Here is a 20,503-nt window from a genome sequence, read left to right on the forward strand (position 1 = left end):
CGCGGTTTGCGCCGTCAGCAGCAGGGCCGCCAGTACCAGTGCACCAGCCCGACTCGTCCGCCGCATTGCCCGTCCCCATTCGGTACGAGCCTGTCACGGCCGTGCGCCACCGGCAAGCGGGCGAGGGTTCAGCCCGGCGGCCAGCGGTGCTATGCGCGCCGCCGATGACCGACCCCTTCGCCCTGTTCGACGCGTGGTACGCCGAAGCGCGGGCGTCGGAGCCTAACGACCCCAACGCGATGGCGCTGGCGACCGCGGACGCGCGCGGGCGGTCGTCGGTGCGGATGGTGCTGCTGAAGGGGCATGGACCGGACGGCTTCGTGTTCTACACCAATCGCGAGGGGCGCAAGGCGGCGGAACTGTCGGTCAATCCGCAGGCAGCGCTGCTCTTCCACTGGAAGTCGCTGCGGCGGCAGGTGCGGATCGAGGGCGCGGCAAGCTTCGCGACCGATGCCGAGTCGGACGCCTATTTCGCGTCGCGATCGCGCGACTCGCAGCTCGGCGCCTGGGCAAGCGAACAGTCGCGTCCCCTCGACGCGCGTGCGACGTTCGAGGCGCGGTTTGCGCAAATGCAGGCGCGGTTCGAGGGCGGGGCGGTGCCCCGGCCGCCGCAGTGGGGCGGCTATCGCGTCACCCCCGACACGATCGAGTTTTGGCAGGATCGCGCTTTCCGCCTACATGAGCGGCGCGTCTTCACCCGTGATGGCGAGGCGTGGACCGAGGGCATGCTGTACCCGTGACGATCCGGCCGTGACCACCGACGAACGCCGCCGCGTCATTCCGCTCGCGATCCGGGCGGCGCTGGCCAGCGTCGCGATGGCGCTGGGGCTGCTTGCGCTCAAGGGGTTCGCGGCGTGGCATACCGGCTCCGTCGCGATGCTGGGATCGCTCGCGGACACCGGGCTGGACCTGCTCGCCAGTCTGGTCACGCTGTACGGCGTCAAGCTCGCCGCGGAGCCCGCCGACCACGATCATCGCTTCGGACATGGCAAGGCAGAGGCGCTGGCGGCGCTGTTCCAGGTCGGGCTGATCACCGCATCGGCGGTTGGTATCGGCTGGCGCGCAATCGGTTCGTTCGGCACCGACGCGCCGACCCGGGATGCAGCATTCGGCATCGGCGTGTCGCTTGTCGCGATGGCGGCGACGGGCGTGCTGCTCTGGTATCAACGCCGCGTTATACGCCGCACAGGGTCGGTCGCGATCCTGGCGGACAACGTCCATTATCAGTCCGACGTGCTGCTGAACGGTTCGGTGATCGTCGCGCTGGCGCTCGACCAGTATTTCGGCTGGCGCTGGGCCGACCCGGCGTTCGGCATCGCAATCGCCTTGTGGCTCGCCTGGAATGCCTTCCGCGCGTCGACCAACGCGATCGACCAGCTGATGGACAAGGAATGGCCGGAGGCGCAGCGCGCCGCATTCCTCGACGTCGCGGCCCGCCAGCCCGGGCTCAAGGGCATTCATGATTTCCGCACCCGCCGCGCCGGGGCGCACGACTTTGTCCAGTTCCATATGGAGGTCGATGCGTCGCTCACCGTCGCGGGGGCGCACGAGATCGTCGAAACGGTCGAGGCGGCGCTGAAACGGACGTTCCCCAAGGTGGAGGTGTTGATCCATCTCGATCCGGAGGGGCATGTCGACACCGACAACGAGCTGGTCGAAGCCGACGTGACCCCGCACTGGTTCGGCAAACGCCTCTGACCAGGCTCGCGACAGGATGGCGGACGTGAGAATACCCTTCGCACAGATCGACGCCTTCGCGGACCGGCCGTTCGCGGGCAATCCGGCGGCGGTGATGCCGCTGCCGGCGTGGCTGGACGACGCGACGCTGCAGGCGATCGCGGCGGAGAACAACCTGTCGGAGACGGCGTTCCTCATTCCCGACGAGACCGGCGAAGCCGATTTCGAGCTGCGCTGGTTCACCCCCACCGCAGAGGTCGCGCTGTGCGGCCATGCGACGCTGGCGAGCGGGCATTTCGTGCTGTCGTCGGAGGACACGCGCAACCGCGTCACCTTCAGCACCCGGCAGGCGGGGGTGCTGAGCGTCGCGCGCCAGGACGGCGGCTATGCGCTGGCGCTGCCGGCCTGGGCACCGGCCGCGACGCCCCTTCCCGACATCCTCAACGCGCTCGGCCTCGATACCGCGGTAGAGACGCTGTGGCAGCCCCGCCGCTATGCGCTGATCGTGCTGGAAAACGAAGCTGCCGTGCGCGCGCTGGACCCCGACTTCCGTGCCCTCGGCAAGCTGTCTGGGGCCGATCCCCAGGCGGATCGCGCCGCCGAGCCCGATGTGCTGACCATCGTCACCGCGCCGGGCGATACGGCGGACATCGTCAGCCGCGTCTTCGCGCCCGGCGCGGGGATCGACGAAGACCCGGTGACCGGCTCCGCGCACGCGGTCAGCATACCCTATTGGGCCGCGCGGCTGGGACGCGACCGCCTGACCGCGTTGCAGGCTTCGGCGCGTGGCGGCCGGCTGACCTGCGCGCTCGACGGCGACCGCGTCATCCTCGGCGGCGGATGCGTGACGGTGGTCGAAGGGACGTTCCTGCTGCCGTGAGGGACCGCGGCGGTTGAACGACTCTTCGTCGCAGATGGCGCATTCGTACAATCCGGTGGTTCCGCGCTCGCACTAGGCAAATGGGCGGGGGTCGGTAGTGACGGCAAAGGCGGTGGTGTTCTTTGGCGCGGGGGCGCTGCTGCTGATTGCGGCCGTCGTCGTGGCGCTGAACACGCGCGCCTTCCTGCGCGGTTCCATCGTCGCGCCCGGCGTCGTCGAGTATCTCAACGCCGGCGGCAGCCACCCGCAGGTGGCGTTCACCACCGCGCGCGGCGAGCGCATCTCCTACCCGCAGGGCGGGATGGTGTCGGGCTGGCGGCAAGGCGATCGCGTCATGGTTCGCTACCTGGCCGATCGTCCGCGTAGCGCGGTGATGGACCGCTTCCTCGCGATCTGGACACCCGCACTGTTCCTCGGCGCGATGGGCGTGGCGATGCTGCTGGCGGGTTTGGCGACTTGGAAGTGGGGGTAAGACGATGTTCCTGATACATGATTCAGCATGGACGTTCGACACGTCTGCAGGTGCGGGCGCGGGGTTGGGCGTCGTTGTCGCATCGGGCGGCATGGTCCGGCTGAAGGACCCCGGCGGCACGCCGATCAGCTTCTATTTCGGCGGCATCGGCGCGGCGATCTCCACCCCGTCGCTGCGCATCCCGAAGATTCCCAAGATCAAGTTCCCCGGGTGGAAGGCGCCGTCGGCCGCCGCGGCCGGGTCGACCCCAGACTTCAAGAGCTATGGCGTGGTCTATCGCAAGAGCATGTTCGGCACCAAGGAACTAGTCGCCGACGATTTCCGCGGCGCGTGCATCTATTGTGAGGGCGGCGCGGGCCTGATCGGCGGGATCAGCGTCGACATCATGTTCTTCGGCGCCAGCACCGCGATTGCTGCGGCGGTGGCCGGGGCGACCGCGGGCCTGGGTGTCGGCGCCGCCCTCGTGGCAAGCTCCAACGGCATCCTCGCCTGGGGCGGTGTCAATATCGGGCCGCAGGCGGGGGCGGGGATCGGCGGGCTGATCGGGGGGATGCGGTAACCCGCGCTTACGGGTGCAGCTGGCCGGCGATGATGCGGCCGATCGCAGCATGGTTGCCGTCGATATCGGCCTCCGGCGTGTTGCCGAGGCGGACGACGACCAGCCGCGCCTCCGGCACCACCGTCACATGCTGGCCGAGATGGCCTTCCGCCGAGATGGTGGTCTCCGGCGCGCCCGCGAACATGACGGGGCGGCCGCGCTGTGCGGAACGGTTGAGCCACAGCTGCCCGCCGTAATTCCCCGCCGTCGCGGCCGGGCGGCGCATGAAGTCCAGCCAGGCGGGCGCGACGGCCTGTCGCCCGTCCGGCCCCCTGCCGTCGATCAGCAGCTGCCCCAGCCGCCCCCAGTCGTCGAGCGTCATGTAGAGCAGCGAGCCGCCGATCTGCGTGCCCGCGCCGTCGAACTCGAACCGCGCCGCCCCGATCCCCGCCGGGCCGAACAGCCGCTCCTCTGCGAACTGCGTGTAAGCGGCGGCGCGGACATGCGGGTCGCGGCTGGGGGTCAGCGTCCGCGTCACGATCTCGGCGAGCAGCAAGGAGGTGAGCGAGCTGTATTCCCACCGCGACCCCGGTGGCGTCGCCAGCGGCTGCGCCATCGCGGCGGCGGCCATCGCCTGCGTCCCCGTGACGAACAGCACCTGGTTGGTGTCGGACGCCTCGATCGGATCGCCGACCTCCACATGGCGCAGGCCCGAGGACATGTTGAGGAGCTGGCGCAGCGTGATCTTGGATCGCGGATCGTCGGCCCCACGCCATTCGTCGAGCGGCGCGGGGGCGTCGAGTTCCAGCCGGCCGTCGGCGACCAGCGCGCCCACGAGCAACCCCGTCGCCGTCTTGTTCATCGACCAGCTGATGAAGCGCGTCGCATCCGAATAGCCGGGCGCGTACCGCTTCTCGATCACCCGCCCGTCGCGCAGCAGCAGCGCCGCGCGGGTGTCGCCCAGCGCCGGCGCGAACAGCGGCGCGAGCGGATCGGTAGGCGGCGCCGGTTGGGCGCTGCCGGTGGCGGCGAGCGCGGCGAGCAGGAGGAGGCTTGGCAGACGCATGGTCCGCAGCTTAGGCTGCCTGACCATGAGGGCAAGACGGATCGGAATCGGCTTGGCTGTCGTCGCGGCGGCGGTGCTGCTGGGCGGATGGCTGTACGTGCGGTCGCTGACGCCCAAGCTGCAGCTCGGCGTCGGCTATGCGGCGCGTGTCGCGTGCGGCTGCCGCTATTTCGGCAATCGGCCGCTGGCGAGCTGCTATCATGATTTCGAGCCCGGGATGGAGCAGATCCGGCTGAAGGAAGATCCCGCCGCGCGCACCGTCACCGCCTATGTGCCACTGATCGCGCACCGGACCGCGCGATTCGACCCAGTGCTCGGATGCCAGCCCGAGCGGTATCGCGGCGCGGGCGTGCGGGTGCATTGACGGAGGGCTCGATGGAATTCTCGGACAAGCGGATGGACGGCATCGAGTTCCGGAACTGCTCGCTCGCCAATGCGGTCTTCGATGACGTGAACCTTGCCGGGGCAAGGCTGACGAACTTCAATCTGTCGGGGCTGACGATCGAGAACGCCAACATCAAGGGCCTGAAGATATTCGGCTATGACGTGGAGGCCTGGATCAAGGAGCAGCTGGCGAAGGACGGCTGCCACCTGGATTGAACGCCCGGGACTCGACCGGACAGCGATGGTCAGGCCGCCACCCTTGCCGCAACCGTCGCCGCGATCCAGCCGCCGCCGAGCACGCGGTCGCCGGCGTACAGCACCGCCGCCTGCCCCGGGGCAACGCCATATTCGGGGCGATCGAACACCAGCATTTCGTCGTCCCAGCGCGCGGGCACGGGCTTCGCCAGCGAGCGGACCTTGGCGGTGATCTCGCCGTCCCACCCGCCTAGCCGGTTGATTCCGCTCAACCGCGCCGCGTCGACCGCCAGCGCCGCGCGCGGGCCGACGACGACCGCGCGCGCCGCCGTATCGAGCCGCACGACGTAGAGCGGCTCGCCTCCGCCCCCGCCCAGATCGAGGCCGCGGCGCTGGCCGACCGTGTAGTGGATCAGCCCGCGATGCTCCCCCAGCCGCCGCCCGGCCAGATCGACGATCGCACCGCCTTCATCGGCCTCCGGCCGCAGCCGGCGGACCAGCCGCGCATAATCGCCGTCGGGAACGAAGCAGATGTCCTGGCTGTCGGGCTTGGCCGCAACCAGCAGCCTCTGCTCGGCCGCCAGCGTCCGCACCTGCGCCTTGGGCAGCGCGCCCAGCGGAAAGCGCAGAAATCCGAGCTGTTCGCGCGTGGTCGCGAACAGGAAATAGCTTTGATCGCGCGCCGGATCGGCGCCGCGGTGCAGTTCGGGGCCGTCCGGTCCTTCGACCCGGCGGACGTAATGCCCGGTCGCGAGGCAATCCGCCCCAAGCTGCTGCGCCATGCCCAGCAAATCGGTGAACTTCGGCCCCATGTTGCACTGGACGCACGGGATCGGGGTCCGCCCGGCGAGATATTCGTCGGCGAAGCGGTCGATCACCGTCTCGCGGAACTGCGTCTCGTGATCGACGACATAATGCGCGATGCCCAGCCGGTCGCACACCGCGCGCGCGTCGCGGATGTCGCGCCCCGCACAGCACGCGCCCGCGCGCCCGGTCGCCTCGCCATGATCGTAGAGCTGGAGCGTCATTCCGATCACCTCCGCGCCCGTTTCCACTGCCAGCGCGGCGACCACCGACGAGTCGACCCCGCCCGACATCGCGACGACGATGCGCCTGCCCGCAGGATCGGGGCCGAGCTGGAAATCGATGGTCATGGGTAGCGGCACATAAGCCGCCTTCGCTCCGGACAAAAGCGCATCACGCACAGCCGGACGCCTTGCACCCGCCGCCGGTAATCATCGTCAACGAAGCCTTGCCCGCGGTTTTACCCGCCCTTCATCGCCATGCGGCTACCGCGGCGATCCCGTCACCCGCTGCGAGCCCTCAAGTCCTTGGACCTGTCCTTCACCACCTTCGACCGCGCGCATGAGGTCACCCAGTTGCCCGGCGACCTCGCCGCGCTGATGGTCGGCATCGCGGAGCGGCAGGCGGCAAGCGCGACGGCGGCGACGCAGGCGCGGCTGTGGTCGGCGGCGGACGGACTCGGCGCGGACCCGCTGCTGTTCCGCCCGCTCCACGGCGCCTTCAACGCGCCGATGGCGGCACTTGTCTCGCAGTGGCGCCAGCCGCGGCGACAGATCGGGGGGCAAAGGTGAAGGCCGCATTTACCTACCCGTTTCAGCCGATCTTCAACGGCGGCAGCTATCGGCCGTCCCTACCGCACACCCCCGGCAAGGTTTTGCCGCAAAGGTCGCTTGTATGATGGAACACCAGAAAATCCGCCCCGCCAAGGTGATCGGGCCGCTCGGCGAGCCGCTGACGATCGAGTCGCTGCCGCCGCCGGAAACGACGCGCTGGGTGGTGCGCCGCAAGGCGGAGGTGGTCGCGGCCGTCAATGGCGGGCTGCTGTCGGTCGACGAGGTGTGCGAACGCTACAACCTGACGGTGGAGGAGTTCGCCGGCTGGCAGCGCGCGATCGATCGTTCCGGTATGCCGGGGCTGCGCGTCACCCGCATCCAGCATTACCGCACCCTTTACGACCGTCAGCATCGTTATTGATTGCGCGAAATCAAGGTCGTTGCCCAAGCGGAACAAGGACCGCCCGTCGAGAGTCTAGCCCCCGTATCAACGCCGGCGCGTTCTGCCGGTCAATGGAGGGCGAACATGATCAACTTCATCATCTGGCTGATTATCGGCGGCGTCATCGGCTGGCTCGCCAGCATCGTCATGCGCACCGATGCGCAGCAGGGCGCGTTCCTCAACATCGTCGTCGGGATCGTCGGTTCGTTCATCGGCGGCATCGTCCTGCGCAGCTTCGGCAAGATCAACAACAATGACTTCTCGATCTCCGCGCTGATCGCCGCGTTCGTCGGCGCGTGCATCCTGCTCGCGGTGGTGAACCTGATCCGCCGCGGCAGCGTCAGGTAGCGGCCTTTTCCCTGACCGATAAGGGGCCCGCGCCGGCTACGGCGCGGGCCGTTTCGTGTTGCCTTCCCCGCTCTCCGGGAGGTGATTAGTCGAGCAGGAACCGCACGTTGACGGTGACGCTCAGTTCCTTCTCGCCCGCCGCGACCTGCGTCGCGTCCTGCGCCGCCGCCGCCCGGGCGAACATCATCGGCGGCCTTGGCGAACCGGCCTCGACCGCGCCCTCGCCGATCGACACGATCCGCCGCACGTGCAGGCCCGCCGCGCGCGCATACAGGTCCGCGCGCCCCCGCGCCGTCGCCATCGCCTGTGTCCGCGCTTCGTCCAGCGCCGCGTCGGGCTGGTCGACCGACAGGTCGGGGCCGTCGATCTGGTTCGCCCCCGCCGCGACCAGCGCGTCCAGGATCGGTCCCGCTCTGGCGATGTCGTGGAAGCGTATCGCGACGCTGTTGGTCGCCTGATAGCCGGTCACCGCCGGCGGCTGGTTGTCGGCATAGCGATATTGCGGCTGCAGCCCGACCTGCGCGGTGGCGATGTCGCGCGGCGCGATTCCCGCCCGGCGCAGCGCCGCCAGCACCCGCGCCATCCGCCCCGCCTGATCGGCCAGCGCCGCCGCCGCGGCCGGCGCCTGCGCGACCACGCCCGCACGGATGGTCGCCACGTCGGGCACGCGCGAGACCTTGCCGGTCGCGCTGATGTCCAGCGTCGTGCCCGCCGCGACGTCGGCCGGCGCGGCGGTCTGCGCCGCGGCGGGCGCGGCCATCAGCGCCAGCGCGGTTAGGGTCAGGGTCGGTCGCATCGCTACTCCTTCACGTGAGGCCCGGTTTCGGGTATCGCCCCTGGCGCGTCGGGGCGCAACGGGGGCTGAACGGCCGCACCGGTCCTTGCTTGTCGGCCGGGGTTGAGCGCGGTGCTATATTCTTCTAATACAGTGCCGCCCGGACAACGGGACGCGCAAGAGGTCACGGAAGTCGCATGAGCTACGAGTCGGTTTCGCATGAGGGACAGCCCCTGCTGCTGGGCGATGACACGCCGCCGCGGCGGCGCGGCCGCCGCATCGCGGTGGTCACCGGGATCGCGGTGATCCTGCTGGCGCTGTTCCTGATTTTCGGCCGCGGCCACAAGGCGCCGCCCAAGGGTCCGGCCGCCGAACAGGCGCCACCGGTGTCGGTGATCGCACCGGGACGGCAGACGGTCGACCGCGTGCTCACCGCCAACGGCTCGCTGGCCGCCAAGCGCGAGATGCCGGTCGGCGTCGCGGGCGAGGGCGGCCGCGTGACGCGGGTGCTGGTCGAGCCTGGCCAGTGGGTCGCCGCCGGTCAGGTGCTCGCCACCATCGACCGGTCGGTGCAGGCGCAGACCGCCGACAGCCTCGCAGCGCAGATCCGCGTCGCGCAGGCTGATGCAACGCTGATGCAGGCCAATCTCGATCGCGCCAGGCAGTTGGTCGCCAACGGCTTCGTCAGCCGCGCCGACATCGAATCGAAAACGGCGGCGCGTGACGCCGCTGCGGCGCGCGTGCGGGTCGCGCAGGCGACCCTGGGCCAGCAGCGCGCCGCCAATGGCCGCCTCGACATCCGCGCGCCGGCCGCAGGACTGGTGCTGACGCGCCAGGTCGAGCCGGGGCAGGTGGTGAGCGCCGGCAGCGGCGTGCTCTTCCGCCTCGCGCAAGGCGGCGAGATGGAGATGCGGGCAACGCTGGCCGAAAGCGATCTGGCGGGCCTGCATGTCGGCGCGCGCGCGCAGGTGACCCCGGTCGGATCGACCGTGAAGTTCGACGGGGTCGTGTGGCAGATCTCGCCGGTGATCGATCCCGCGACACGGCAGGGCACGGCGCGCATCCAGCTCCGCTATGACCAGGCGCTGCGGCCCGGCGGCTTTGCCAGCGCGGCGATCGTCAGCGGCGCGAGCACCGTCCCGCTGCTCCCGGAATCAGCGGTGCAGAGCGATCGATCGGGCAATTATGTCTACATTGTCGGCCCCGACAGCCGTGCCGCCAAGCGCGTCGTGACGGTCGGCGAGGTCACCGATCAGGGCGTGTCGATCGTCGCCGGACTTGACGGCACCGAGCACATCGTGGTTGCCGCCGGCGCGTTCCTGTCGCCGGGGCAGAAGGTCAAGCCGGTGCTGCAGACGCCGCAGACCGCCGCCGCGTCGTCCCCCAGCTGAGCCGCGCCCCGGAGTATCTGGCCATGAGCTTTCGCAACATCTCCGCCTGGGCGATCCGCAATCCGGTGCCGCCGATCGTGCTGTTCCTGGCGCTGACGATCGCCGGGATCGTCAGCTTCATGCGGCTCGACGTAAACCACGATCCGGACATCGACTTCCCGGTCGCCTATGTCTCGATCAGCCAGCCGGGGGCCGCGCCCAGCGAGCTGGAGACACAGGTGACGAAGCGCGTGGAGGCCGCTGCGCGCGGCATCCAAGGCGTCGACGAGCTCCGCTCGACCGTCGAGGAGGGCGAATCGACCACCATCCTCCAGCTCAAGATCGGCGCCAACATCGACCGCGCGGTCAACGACCTGCGCGACAAGATCACGCAAATCCGCTCCAATCTGCCCGACGGCATCCTGGAGCCGCAGATCGGCCGCGTCGACACCACCGACAACGACATCGCGGACTTTACCGCCACCACCAGCGACATGACCGTCGAGCAGCTGAGCTGGTACATCGACGACACCGTCACCAAGGAACTGCTGTCGATCCCCGGCATGTCGGGGGTCGAGCGCCACGGCGGCGTCACCCGCGAGATCCGCGTGACGCTCGACCCGCTCAAGCTTCAGGCGTTCGGGCTGACCGCACCGGCGGTCAACGCGCAGCTACGCCAGGTCAACGTCAACGCGACCGGCGGCAAAGCGCAGATTGCCGGCTCCGAACAGTCGGTGCGTGTCCTTGCCAACGCACAGGACGCCTATGCGCTGGGGCAGACGCTCATCAGCGTCGGCCAGGGCCGCACCGTCCGCCTCGCCGACATCGCGGATGTGCGCGACTCCAACGCGGAGCAGGTCTCGCTGTCGGCGGTCAACGGCCAGCAGGTCGTCTCGTTCAGTTTCAAGCGGTCGAAGGGTTCGTCCGACGTCACCGTCTATCGCGCCGCCGAGGCGAGGCTGAAGGCGCTGGAGGCGCGCAACCCGCGCGTTCATTTCCAGCTGCTCGACACCAACGTCACCGACACCGAGACAATGTTCAAGGGCGCGATCGAGGCGATGATCGAGGGCGCGGTGCTCGCCGTCATCGTCGTGTTCCTGTTCCTGCGCGACTGGCGCGCTACCGCGATCTCGGCGCTGGCCATCCCCCTGTCGGCGATCCCGACCTTCTTCTTCATGGACCTGCTGGGCTTCAGCCTCAATCAGATGACGCTCTTGGCGCTCAGCCTGGTCGCGGGCGTGCTGGTCGACGATGCGATCGTCGAGATCGAGAACATCGTCAGGCACATGCGGATGGGCAAGACCGCCTATCAGGCGTCGATCGACGCCGCCGACGAGATCGGGCTGGCGGTGCTCGCGACGACCATGGCGATCGTCGCGGTGTTCCTGCCGGTCAGCGTGATGCCCGGCATCTCGGGCCAGTTTTTCAAGAATTTCGGCCTCACCGTCGTGGCCGCGGTGCTGATGAGCCTTGGCGTCGCACGGCTGATCACGCCGATGGTCGCCGCCTATTTTCTGAAAAGCCATGGCCACGATCCGCAGGCGGACGGCGTCGTCATGCGCGCCTATATGCGCACGCTGCGCTGGACGGTGGACATCAGCCGCTTCCGCGCGGCGAAGGCGGGTGCGGCAAGCTGGATCGGGCGTCGCATCGCGCGCATTCTGGACCATCGCGTCTGGGTCATGGGGATCGCGACGATGGCGCTGGTGCTGACCGTCATCACCTTTGCGCTGCTGCCCAAATCCTTCCAGCCGCCGATCGACCACGACCACAGCTCGATCACGGTGCAGCTGCCGCCGGGAGCGACGCTGGAAGCGACGGAGGCGGTGGTCAGCCGTGTCGCCACGCTGATGCGCGCCCAGACGCCGACCGTCACCCAGGTCTATCAGCGCTCGTTCGTCGGCAACGGCAGGCTCAACGTGACGCTGGCCGACGACCGCACGATGTCCTCGACCCAGTTCGAACGGATGCTGACGCCGCAGCTGACCGCGATCCCCGACGCGCGCGTCAATTTCCAGAACCAGAACGGCTGGGGCGGCAACAGCCGCGACCTGTCGATCACCTTCGGCGGCGACGATCCGGTGCAGCTGCAGGCGACCGGCGACCGCATCGTCGACCAGATGTCGCGGCTCCACTCGATCAGGGCGCCGCGGGTCGAGGGCGGGCTGCAGCGGCCGGAGATCATCATCCGCCCGCGCCTTGATCTCGCCGCCGACCTGGGCATCACGACGTCGACGCTGTCCAATGCGATTCGCGTCGCGACCCTGGGCGAGATCGACCAGGGCTCCGCGCGCTTCTCGCTCTCCGACCGGCAGATTCCGATCCGCGTCGCCTTTGCGAAGAGCGCGCGCGAGCGGCTCGACAATATCCGCAACCTGGCAGTGCCGACGCAGACCGGCGGCTCCGTGCCGCTGCATGCGGTGGCGGACATCCGCTTCGGCGCGGGACCGACCCAGATCGACCGGCTGAGCCAGCAGCGCCAGCTGACGATCAGCGCCGATCTCGCGCCCGGCGTGATCGAGGGCAATGCGCTCAAGGAGATCAACGCGCTTCCCGCCGTCACCAATCTCCCGATCGGCGTCTCGCGCGTGAACACCGGCCAGTCGAAGGCGCAGAACGAGCTCATCACCAACATGCTGGTGGCGGTGTTGTCGGGCTTCTTCCTGCTCTTTGCGGTGCTGGTGCTGCTCTACCGCCGCTTCCTGCCACCCTTCGTCAACATGGGTTCGCTGTTCCTCGCCCCGTTGGGCGCGTTCGTGGCGCTGGCGATCTGCGGGATGTCCGTGTCGATGCCGGTCTATATCGGGCTGCTGATGCTATTGGGCATCGTCGCCAAGAACTCGATCCTGCTGGTCGATTTCGCGCTGGAGGAGATGAGCAAGGGCGTCCGCCGCCTCGACGCGATCCTCGACGCCGGCCACAAGCGCGCGCAGCCGATCGTGATGACGACCGTCGCGATGGTCGCGGGCATGATCCCGACCGCCTTGTCGGTGACGGGCGACGGCAGCTTCCGCGCGCCGATGAGCGTGACGGTGATCGGCGGGCTGATCCTGTCGACGGTGCTGACGCTGCTGATCGTGCCGTCGAGCTTCAGCCTGGCGCTTGGTCTTGAAACCACGATCGGAGCGCGGCTCGGGCGGCGGCTGCTGACCTATCGCCCCGGTGACGAGAATGGCGGCCCGCTGATCGAAGGCGGCCCGCCTCGCCCGGCGCTGGGCGGGACGGCGGGGCGGCTGGGGTACGACCCGGACGGGCCGCAGGCGGCGGAGTGAACGGCTCCTCTGCCGGGCAGACGAACGGACGGTGAACCAACCCGGCCGCTCAGCCATTACCCCGCGATGAGGACCGCGCCCGGCTTCGACGCGCCCCCGCCGGGGCTGACGCGGATGCGGACGGTCGCGACCGGGCTGCTGGTGGCGATGGCGGGGTTGTTCTTCCTGAGCCGCCAACTCGTCCCGTTCCATCCGGCATGGAGCTTTGTCCGCGCCTTTGCGGAGGCTGGCATGGTCGGCGGCATGGCCGACTGGTTCGCGGTCACCGCCCTGTTTCGCCACCCGCTCGGCCTGCCCATCCCCCACACCGCAATCGTGCCCAAGAACAAGGACCGGATCGGCGACCAGCTCGCCCAGTTCCTGCGCGAAAACTTCCTCGTCACCCCCGTCATCGCGCGGCGAATGCGGCGGCTGGACGTCGCCGGCGCGGTCGCGCGCTGGCTGACCGACCCGCCCGAGGCGGCGGGCGGCCGCTTCCGCGCCGGCGCGTCGAAGCTGGTCGCGCAGATGCTGGAGGCGCTCGATCCGCAGCGGCTGGGCGGGATGGTCAAGGCCGCGGTCGCGCACCGGCTGGCGGAGACCGAGGTCGCGCCCGTCGCCGGCCAGCTGCTCAAGGCCGCGATGGCGGAGAACCGGCACAAGCCGCTGCTCGACGCCGCGATCCGCTGGGCGGGCAAGGCGCTGACCGACAACGACCATCTGATCCGCCAGATCGTTCACGACAAGGCGGGGTCGATCCTGCGCTGGACCGGGCTGGACGAGACGATCTCGAACAAGCTCATCGACGGCCTCGGCGGCCTGCTGGAGGAGATGGCGACTAACCCCGAACACCCGCTCCGCATCCGCGCGGAGAACACCCTGGACATCCTCGCCTGGGATCTCCGCTTCGATCCCGAAATGGGCGCCAAGGTGGAGCGGTTGAAGACGGAACTGGTCGCCAACCCGGCGATGCAGCGCTGGCTGGACGGGCTGTGGGAACAGGCGCGCAGCGGTCTGCTCGCGGTTGCGCGCGATCCGGAGCGGGCGATGCGCGGGCGGCTGGGCGAGCTGCTCCGCCAGCTTGGTGAGACGCTGTCGACCGACCGGCGGCTGGCGACCACGATCAACCGCTTCGTGCGCCGCGCCGCGGTCGGACTGGCCGCAGACTATGGCGACGGCATCGTCCGGCTGGTGTCGGAAACGGTGCGCGGCTGGGACACGCCGACCATCACCCGGCGGCTGGAGAACGCGGTCGGCAAGGATCTGCAATATATCCGCGTCAACGGCACGCTGGTTGGCGGGCTGGTCGGGCTGGTCATCCACACCGTGGACGTGGTGCTTGGATGACGCAGAATGTGGCCGTCGGCGCGTTCGCCATCACTCCGAGCAACGACCTGGCCGCCGCCACCGCGTTCTGGATGCGGCTGGGTTTCGCGCGCACCGGCGGCGAGGACAGCTACGTCATCATGACCGGTCATGGCTGCGAGGTGCACCTGACACAGGCAGGCGACGGGCCCTGGCGGGTGCCGGATCACAACCCGTTCGGCATCTTCATCCGCACACCCGAAGTGCACGCCATTGCCGGCCGGGTCGACGATCTCGTCATCCGCCCCGGCGGCGTGCTGCGTCACCGCGAATGGGGAATGTACGAGGTCGGGCTGGGCGGCCCCGACAATCTCCTGGTCCGGATCGGCTGGCCCTCGCGGCTGATGCCAACCGGCGCCGGCGGCAGCGCGGCGATCCGCTGACCGCAAGCGGGCCGCGCCGTTCGTCGCGCCTCACCGCGCCCTTGCCCCGGTTCGCCGGATAGGCGATGGGGAAAGCCGATGAGCGCCGCCGCCGATTTCGCGCAGGACCGCGACACGCTCCACTTCCGCGGCGACCTGTCGCTGGCGCGGTTGGGGTCGTTGCCGGACCAGCTCGATCGCTTCGACGGGCGGGTGTCGCGGGTCGACCTGTCCGCGGTCAGCCGCATCGATACCGTTGGCGCCTGGGTCGTCCACCGCTTCGCCGCCCGCCACAACGCACAGGTCGAGGGGCTCGACGAGGACAGCCAGATGCTGTTCGACCATGTCGTCGGCGCCGAACAGCCCGTGGCGCAGGCGCCGGCCAGGCCCAACGGCCTGATCCGCTTCGTGGCCGAGGTCGGCGCCGCGGCGGTCCAGGCGGGGCGGACCATGTACGGGCTGCTCGGGTTCCTCGGCGCGACCACGATCGCCTTCCTCAACGTCATCCGCCACCCCAGCCGCTTCCGCTTCAACGCCACCGTCCAGCGCTTCGAGGTGGTCGGCGTCTCCGCACTCGGCATCGTCGGTCTGATGAGCTTTCTGATCGGCATGGTGATCGCGCAGCAGGGCGCGGTGCAGCTGGCGCAATTCGGCGCGGAGGTGTTCACGATCAACCTGGTCGGCCGCCTCACCTTCCGCGAGATGGGCGTGCTGATGACCGCGATCATGATCGCGGGCCGCTCGGGATCGGCTTTCGCCGCGCAGCTCGGCACCATGAAGCTGACCGAGGAAATCGACGCGATGCGGACCATCGGCGTCTCGCCGGTGGAGGCGCTGGTGCTGCCTCGGGTGCTGGCGGCGGTGCTGATGATGCCGCTGCTCGCCTTTTACTCGTGCATGATCGCGCTGATCGGCGGCGGGGTGCTGGTGTGGCTGGATCAGGGGATTCCGCCCGCGACCTATATCCAGCGTATCCGCGAGGTGGTGCCGATCACCGATCTCTACATCCCGTTGATCAAGGCGCCCGTGTTCGGCGCGATCATTGCCGTCGCCGGCTGTTTTCAGGGGATGCTCGTCGAATCGGACGCGGAGCAGGTCGGCAACCGCACCACCGCCGCGGTGGTGCAGGCGATCTTCATGGTCATCGTGATCGATGCCTTCTTCGCGGTGTTCTTCACCTGGGTCGGATGGGTCTGATGGCCGGGCGTCGCAATGATGTCGTCATCCAGGTGCGCGGCCTGCGCAGCGGCTTCGGGGACCAGATCGTGCATGACGGGCTGGACCTCGACGTCCGGCGCGGCGAGATCCTGGGCGTGGTCGGTGGGTCGGGCACCGGCAAGTCCGTGCTGATGCGCTCGATCATCGGGCTGCAGTTGCCGCTGGCCGGCGACGTCACCGTGTTCGGTGAGGAGACGACCGACCGCGAGGACGAGGAGACGATCGACATCCGCAAGCGCTGGGGCGTGCTGTTCCAGGGCGGGGCGCTGTTCTCGACGCTGACGGTAGCCGAAAATGTCGAGGTGCCGTTGCGCGAGTTCTACCCGGAACTGAAACAGTCGCTGTTGGACGAGATCGCCGCTTATAAGGTGGTGATGACCGGGCTGCCGGCTGATGCCGGCCCCAAGTTCCCGGCCGAGCTGTCGGGCGGCATGAAGAAGCGCGCCGGGCTCGCCCGCGCGCTGGCGCTCGACCCGGAATTGCTGTTCCTCGACGAGCCGACCGCTGGCCTCGACCCGATCGGCGCCGCCGCCTTCGACCAGCTGATCGCCTCGCTCCAGAGCACGCTGGGGCTGACCGTCTTCCTCATCACCCACGACCTCGACACGCTCTATGCGATCTGCGACCGCGTCGCGGTGCTGGCGGACAAGAAGGTGATCGCGGTGGGCACCATCGACGAGTTGCTGGCGACGGACCACCCGTGGATCCAGGAATATTTCCGTGGGCCCCGCGGCCGCGCGGCGGTGGCGACGCAGGAGGCGCAGCGCGGGACGCATGCGCACGCCGCCCCTGCGGCCGAGCGGGCGGCGGCGCACCCGACCGAAATACGTGATCAACAGGACAAGGACGTCGGCGCACAGTCGGCGACAATGAGGGCTCGCTAGATGGAAACCCGCTCCAACCACGTCCTGGTCGGCGCTGTGGTGCTGATCCTGCTCGCCGTGCTGGCGCTGTTCACCGTCTGGCTGGCCCGGCTGGGCGGCAAGGCCGAGCACGAGTACGACATCTTCTTCGAACAGTCGGTCGACGGGCTGACCAAGGGCAGCCAGGTCACCTATTCGGGCGTGCTGTCGGGCACCGTGAAGCAGATCGCGCTGTGGAAGCCGGATCCCCGGCTGGTCCGCGTCCGCATCGCGGTCGATCCCGAGACCCCGGTGCTGGAGGGCACCACCGCTTCCGCCTCGTGCAGCTTCACCGGCACCTGCACGGTGTCGCTAGACGGGGCCCGGCGCAACGCCGCGCCGATCGTCTGCGCGCAGGGATCGCCCGGTCCGCGCTGCCGCTACGGCGTCGCCGAGATACCGCCCAAGCCGGGCGGCATCGGCGCGCTGCTCGCATCGGCGCCGCGGTTGTTGGAGAACGTCTCCAACCTGACCGACCGGCTGACCAAGCTGCTCGGCGACAACAACCAGACCTCGATCCAGGGCATCCTCGCCAACACCAACCGGCTGTCGGGGGCGCTCGCCGATCGCGGGCCGGAAATTGCGGCGACGCTGGCCCAGACCCGCGTCGCCATCCAGCAGGCGGGCGACGCCAGCCAGAAGATCGGCGATCTGGCGGCGACCACCAACGGCCTCCTGTCGCAGGACGTTCGCCCGACGCTCGCCAACCTCAACCGCACCATCGAACAGGCGCGGCAGAGCGCGGCGACGCTGAACCAGACGATCGGCGACGCGCGGCCCGGCCTGCAGACCTTCTCCCGCCAGACGGTGCCCGAGGCCAATCAGCTCGTCCACGACCTGCGTCAGACCGCGGCCGCGCTGCAGTCGGTCGCGGAGAAGGTCGACCGCGGCGGCGCCGGTGCGCTGGTCGGATCGTCGCGGCTTCCCGATTATCAGGGACATTGATCCATGACGCGCTTCCTTTCCCCTGCCCTGCTCGTCCTCGCGCTGCCGCTGGCCGGGTGCATCAGCTTCGGCGCGAAGCCGCCCAAACAGCTGCTGACGCTCAGCGCCACGGCGCAGATCGCCCCTGGTACGGTACAGAACTCCGCCCATGCCCGGTCGGTGGTGGTGCAGGTCCCCGTCACCCCCGCCGCGCTGGCGACGGTGCGCATCCCCGTGCAGGCGACCCCGACGACGCTCGCTTATGTCAAGGACGCCGCCTGGTCGGAGCCGCCGTCGCGGCTGTTCGCGCGGCTGGTCGCAGACACCCTGACGGCGCAGGGTGTAGTGGTGCTGTCCGGGGTGCAGTCGGTCGACAGCCCGGTCGGCAATCTGGCGGGCGAGTTGCGGACGTTCGGCTTCGACGCATCGACGCGTGAAGCGGTGGTGACCTATGAGGCGGCGCTGACCCGCGGCGGCCAGACCGCGGTCGAGAAGCGCCGCTTCGAAGCGCGGGTGCCAGTCGCCACGATCGACGCGGCGAGCGCGGGAACGGCGCTGAACGACGCGGCGAACCGGGTCGCGGCCGAGGTCGCGACCTGGGTCGGGCGATAATTTCCTGTCCTACAGGCGCGCGTGGCGCTTAGCATCGGACAACTGGCGGAGAGCTGCCGGCCGAAGCGGAAGCTAGGGTGGAGCGACGCGTTGGAGCCTCTACTTAGCCTCTACTTTCGCGGTGGCGGCGTAAGCGACAAGGAGCGTTTCAGCGTCAACTTGGACAACGTCCAGCGCCACGCGGCGGGGGACGGTTCAACGCAGTGTCCCTCGATCGTCACTTAACGCTCAGGGCGCCCGCCGTACCGCGGGCAGCACATCGCACACCGCCGCCCCGCCCAGCCCCACCGTCGGCGCCCGGGGGTTCTCGCGCAGCCGCACCGCCGCCTCGAAGCGCGGATTGTCCGCCGCGCGGTACTGGAAATGCGGCCGCTCCGCCGTGGGCAGATCGCTGGCGAGGCGCACCGAGACGATCGGCAGGTCCTGCGCCCGGTCGGCATAGACCCCCATCGCCGCCTCGCTCCTCGGCAGCGCCGAGAAATACTGCATCCCATCGACGATCCGCCCGGCCACCGTGTAATTGCGATCGAGCCGCCGCGCCGACTGACCGATCGGGGTGAACAGCGTCGATCCCGACCCGGTCTGCGGCAGCGCATCGCGCGCCACCCCGACCATGCCGTAGCAATGCGTCAGCCACGCCTGCGCCCCGTTGGTCGCGACCGGCCAGCCGTCGGCGGTGATCCCCGATGCGGTGGAATAGCTGTCCGCCTTCGCCATCCGCACCGCGGGCGCGAAAGCGGCGATTTCGAACTCCGCCGCAGGCTGCTCGGTCATTCCCGGCGGCAGCGGCTTGTGCTCGGTCGGATCGCCCCATTGCGCGACCCAATTCTCCTGGACGCGATAGACACTGGTGGCGTCCCACCAGTGCAGCCGCGCCAGCGTGCGGATGTTGGCGACATGCTGCGGCGCATCGGCGGGCGCGAGCCGGATCACGACGCGCCTGCCCGCATGTCCCGCGCCGCCAAGCGCGATCACCAGCAGCTCGTCATCCGGGATCGCCCGCCAGTCCGCCTCGATCGGATCGGCGGGTGAAGGCGTCGGCGGTGGCGGGGTCTGCGCCGCGGTGGAGGCGGCAAGGAGGGCGAGGCTCAGCAGGGAATGGCGCATGGCCGCATGCTGCCCCGCTCCGCGCCGCGGCGCAATCGCTTGCGGGCGTCGCCCCGACCCGCTAGCGCCGCAGCCTTCCCGGTATGCGGAGCGGTGGCCGAGTGGTCGAAGGCGCTCGCCTGGAAAGTGAGTATACGCCAAAAGCGTATCGAGGGTTCGAATCCCTCCCGCTCCGCCAACCAGTCTTTTCTCCTGCCGCAACAGTGACTTAGCCGCTAGAAGCAGCCTGAAATGGCGCGAAATTGCGGCTTTTCGGTTTGCCTCCGTACTGCAGAGCGCCAACGCCGCGTGCTTAACGTAGATCTGATCGCCGACTTTCTCCGTCGCAGCCCAATGCAGTACGGAACGGGTTTTCCCGTCTATCAGCGTATTTATAGGGAAATGGGCCAAGTCCACGCAAGTGCGGGCTGCCCTTCGCCCCCCCCAAGCCGCGCATCTCGGCCGTTTTTGATCCTGAATTCCCTAAGCACCGGAACAGGGAATTGCCGGCTATCCTATTCCAATGAATACGGCTGATCAGGGTGTGCGAGGTGTCGCTTTTTGAGGTTAGGCCTCGCGCGGAAAAGCTTGGTCTGGACTTGTAGGGTTCACGAAGCCTGGGTCGCGGTCGATGCACGAGGCGACGGATCTGATCGAGCGGCTGCTGACCGCGGCGGGAATGATCATGGAGGATGCAGCCGCCGTGGCGCTCGTCCGAAGCGAGCAGCCTATAGAAGCACGATTGCATCAGGTTGGCCAAGCTGCCCAGGACGTCACGCGCCTGACCGAGGTGGCTGAGCTGCTGCACCGCCGCTGGCTTGATGCACAGGCCTAGCGAATCACCCGTCCGTATTGCTGTCGCTGGCCTAACTCAGGTCAGCACGATCGCCTGCTGACCTGCGCAATTGCATAAGAATGGCACGTATATCGCTCTAACGAACCGATCTTGAGTGGTGCTTGACACTATTCACGACAGCATTTATACAAGAGCCCTGCTGAAGAAAACCATTGCTTGCTTACTGCGAGCCTGTGTTCTTCGGCTTGGTCGTGACCGGCGAG

Annotated in this window: 23 protein-coding genes and 1 tRNA gene; 20 read left to right on the forward strand and 4 right to left on the reverse strand. The window is 68.9% G+C overall.

From position 1 onward, the window contains the following. Positions 1-164: 164 nt before the first annotated feature. From pdxH to ACP2AD_RS14645, 5 genes are all read left to right on the forward strand, one after another. Positions 165-740 (forward strand): pyridoxamine 5'-phosphate oxidase, encoded by a 576-nt coding sequence (gene pdxH, locus ACP2AD_RS14625; RefSeq protein WP_425230777.1) that lies wholly within the window; start codon positions 165-167, stop codon positions 738-740. 10 nt (positions 741-750) lie between these two features. Next, positions 751-1,698 (forward strand): cation diffusion facilitator family transporter, encoded by a 948-nt coding sequence (locus ACP2AD_RS14630; RefSeq protein ID WP_425230778.1) that lies wholly within the window; start codon positions 751-753, stop codon positions 1,696-1,698. 25 nt (positions 1,699-1,723) lie between these two features. Next, positions 1,724-2,557 (forward strand): PhzF family phenazine biosynthesis protein, encoded by an 834-nt coding sequence (locus ACP2AD_RS14635; protein WP_425230779.1) that lies wholly within the window; start codon positions 1,724-1,726, stop codon positions 2,555-2,557. A 97-nt stretch (positions 2,558-2,654) separates the two neighbouring features. Next, on the forward strand, positions 2,655-3,029 hold the full coding sequence (locus ACP2AD_RS14640) for a DUF3592 domain-containing protein (protein ID WP_425230780.1): 375 nt from the start codon (positions 2,655-2,657) through the stop codon (positions 3,027-3,029). 4 nt (positions 3,030-3,033) lie between these two features. Continuing rightward, complete coding sequence (locus tag ACP2AD_RS14645) at positions 3,034-3,588, forward strand: hypothetical protein (RefSeq protein ID WP_425230781.1); 555 nt, start codon at positions 3,034-3,036, stop codon at positions 3,586-3,588. Positions 3,589-3,595: 7 nt separating this feature from the next. Here the strand turns inward: ACP2AD_RS14645 and ACP2AD_RS14650 are convergent, their stop codons facing one another. Next, entirely contained in the window at positions 3,596-4,633 is a 1,038-nt protein-coding gene (locus ACP2AD_RS14650) for a serine hydrolase domain-containing protein (protein ID WP_425230782.1), read from the reverse strand. A 52-nt stretch (positions 4,634-4,685) separates the two neighbouring features. Here ACP2AD_RS14650 and ACP2AD_RS14655 point away from each other — a divergent pair, with 52 nt between their 5' ends. Then, positions 4,686-4,997 (forward strand): hypothetical protein, encoded by a 312-nt coding sequence (locus tag ACP2AD_RS14655; protein WP_425230783.1) that lies wholly within the window; start codon positions 4,686-4,688, stop codon positions 4,995-4,997. Between the two features lie 11 nt (positions 4,998-5,008). Beyond that, the gene (locus tag ACP2AD_RS14660; RefSeq protein WP_425230784.1) at positions 5,009-5,233 is read left to right on the forward strand and encodes a pentapeptide repeat-containing protein; all 225 of its coding nucleotides are present in this window, start codon (positions 5,009-5,011) and stop codon (positions 5,231-5,233) included. Between the two features lie 29 nt (positions 5,234-5,262). On the opposite strand, the gene mnmA is transcribed toward ACP2AD_RS14660, so the two are convergent. Next, on the reverse strand, positions 5,263-6,366 hold the full coding sequence (gene mnmA, locus ACP2AD_RS14665) for a tRNA 2-thiouridine(34) synthase MnmA (protein ID WP_425230785.1): 1,104 nt from the start codon (positions 6,364-6,366) through the stop codon (positions 5,263-5,265). A 177-nt stretch (positions 6,367-6,543) separates the two neighbouring features. On the opposite strand from mnmA, the gene ACP2AD_RS14670 reads away from it, so the two are divergent. From ACP2AD_RS14670 to ACP2AD_RS14680, 3 genes are all read left to right on the forward strand, one after another. Continuing rightward, positions 6,544-6,807, forward strand: coding sequence for a hypothetical protein (locus ACP2AD_RS14670; RefSeq protein WP_425230786.1), 264 nt, complete (start codon positions 6,544-6,546; stop codon positions 6,805-6,807). A gap of 103 nt (positions 6,808-6,910) precedes the next feature. Continuing rightward, on the forward strand, positions 6,911-7,210 hold the full coding sequence (locus ACP2AD_RS14675; protein WP_425230787.1) for a DUF1153 domain-containing protein: 300 nt from the start codon (positions 6,911-6,913) through the stop codon (positions 7,208-7,210). Between the two features lie 108 nt (positions 7,211-7,318). Next, on the forward strand, positions 7,319-7,579 hold the full coding sequence (locus tag ACP2AD_RS14680; protein WP_425231182.1) for a GlsB/YeaQ/YmgE family stress response membrane protein: 261 nt from the start codon (positions 7,319-7,321) through the stop codon (positions 7,577-7,579). A gap of 85 nt (positions 7,580-7,664) precedes the next feature. On the opposite strand, the gene ACP2AD_RS14685 is transcribed toward ACP2AD_RS14680, so the two are convergent. Then, entirely contained in the window at positions 7,665-8,375 is a 711-nt protein-coding gene (locus ACP2AD_RS14685) for an SIMPL domain-containing protein (protein WP_425230788.1), read from the reverse strand. A 176-nt stretch (positions 8,376-8,551) separates the two neighbouring features. On the opposite strand from ACP2AD_RS14685, the gene ACP2AD_RS14690 reads away from it, so the two are divergent. From ACP2AD_RS14690 to ACP2AD_RS14725, 8 genes are all read left to right on the forward strand, one after another. Then, a complete protein-coding gene (locus ACP2AD_RS14690) occupies positions 8,552-9,745 on the forward strand; it encodes an efflux RND transporter periplasmic adaptor subunit (RefSeq protein WP_425230789.1) in 1,194 nt (397 codons plus the stop codon). A 23-nt stretch (positions 9,746-9,768) separates the two neighbouring features. Continuing rightward, positions 9,769-12,996, forward strand: a complete 3,228-nt coding sequence (locus tag ACP2AD_RS14695) for an efflux RND transporter permease subunit (RefSeq protein ID WP_425230790.1) — start codon at positions 9,769-9,771, stop codon at positions 12,994-12,996. 66 nt (positions 12,997-13,062) lie between these two features. After that, entirely contained in the window at positions 13,063-14,322 is a 1,260-nt protein-coding gene (locus tag ACP2AD_RS14700) for a DUF445 domain-containing protein (RefSeq protein ID WP_425230791.1), read from the forward strand. After that, positions 14,319-14,723: a glyoxalase gene (locus ACP2AD_RS14705; RefSeq protein ID WP_425230792.1), complete on the forward strand. Its 405-nt coding sequence runs from the start codon at positions 14,319-14,321 to the stop codon at positions 14,721-14,723. Before ACP2AD_RS14700 ends, ACP2AD_RS14705 begins: the two co-directional genes overlap by 4 nt. Positions 14,724-14,801: 78 nt before the next feature. Then, positions 14,802-15,899, forward strand: a complete 1,098-nt coding sequence (locus ACP2AD_RS14710; protein ID WP_425230793.1) for an ABC transporter permease — start codon at positions 14,802-14,804, stop codon at positions 15,897-15,899. Then, positions 15,899-16,804, forward strand: a complete 906-nt coding sequence (locus tag ACP2AD_RS14715) for an ABC transporter ATP-binding protein (RefSeq protein ID WP_425230794.1) — start codon at positions 15,899-15,901, stop codon at positions 16,802-16,804. Before ACP2AD_RS14710 ends, ACP2AD_RS14715 begins: the two co-directional genes overlap by 1 nt. After that, entirely contained in the window at positions 16,805-17,767 is a 963-nt protein-coding gene (locus ACP2AD_RS14720; RefSeq protein WP_425230795.1) for an MlaD family protein, read from the forward strand. A 3-nt stretch (positions 17,768-17,770) separates the two neighbouring features. Continuing rightward, entirely contained in the window at positions 17,771-18,358 is a 588-nt protein-coding gene (locus ACP2AD_RS14725) for an ABC-type transport auxiliary lipoprotein family protein (protein ID WP_425230796.1), read from the forward strand. Between the two features lie 228 nt (positions 18,359-18,586). Here the strand turns inward: ACP2AD_RS14725 and ACP2AD_RS14730 are convergent, their stop codons facing one another. Continuing rightward, complete coding sequence (locus ACP2AD_RS14730) at positions 18,587-19,465, reverse strand: peptidylprolyl isomerase (RefSeq protein WP_425230797.1); 879 nt, start codon at positions 19,463-19,465, stop codon at positions 18,587-18,589. Positions 19,466-19,552: 87 nt separating this feature from the next. Here ACP2AD_RS14730 and ACP2AD_RS14735 point away from each other — a divergent pair. Next, positions 19,553-19,643: transfer RNA gene (locus ACP2AD_RS14735), tRNA-Ser, on the forward strand. 432 nt (positions 19,644-20,075) lie between these two features. After that, the gene (locus ACP2AD_RS14740; RefSeq protein WP_425230798.1) at positions 20,076-20,279 is read left to right on the forward strand and encodes a hypothetical protein; all 204 of its coding nucleotides are present in this window, start codon (positions 20,076-20,078) and stop codon (positions 20,277-20,279) included. Positions 20,280-20,503: the final 224 nt, after the last annotated feature.

The organism is Sphingomonas sp. (assembly GCF_965248875.1).
GTDB lineage: Bacteria > Pseudomonadota > Alphaproteobacteria > Sphingomonadales > Sphingomonadaceae > Sphingomonas.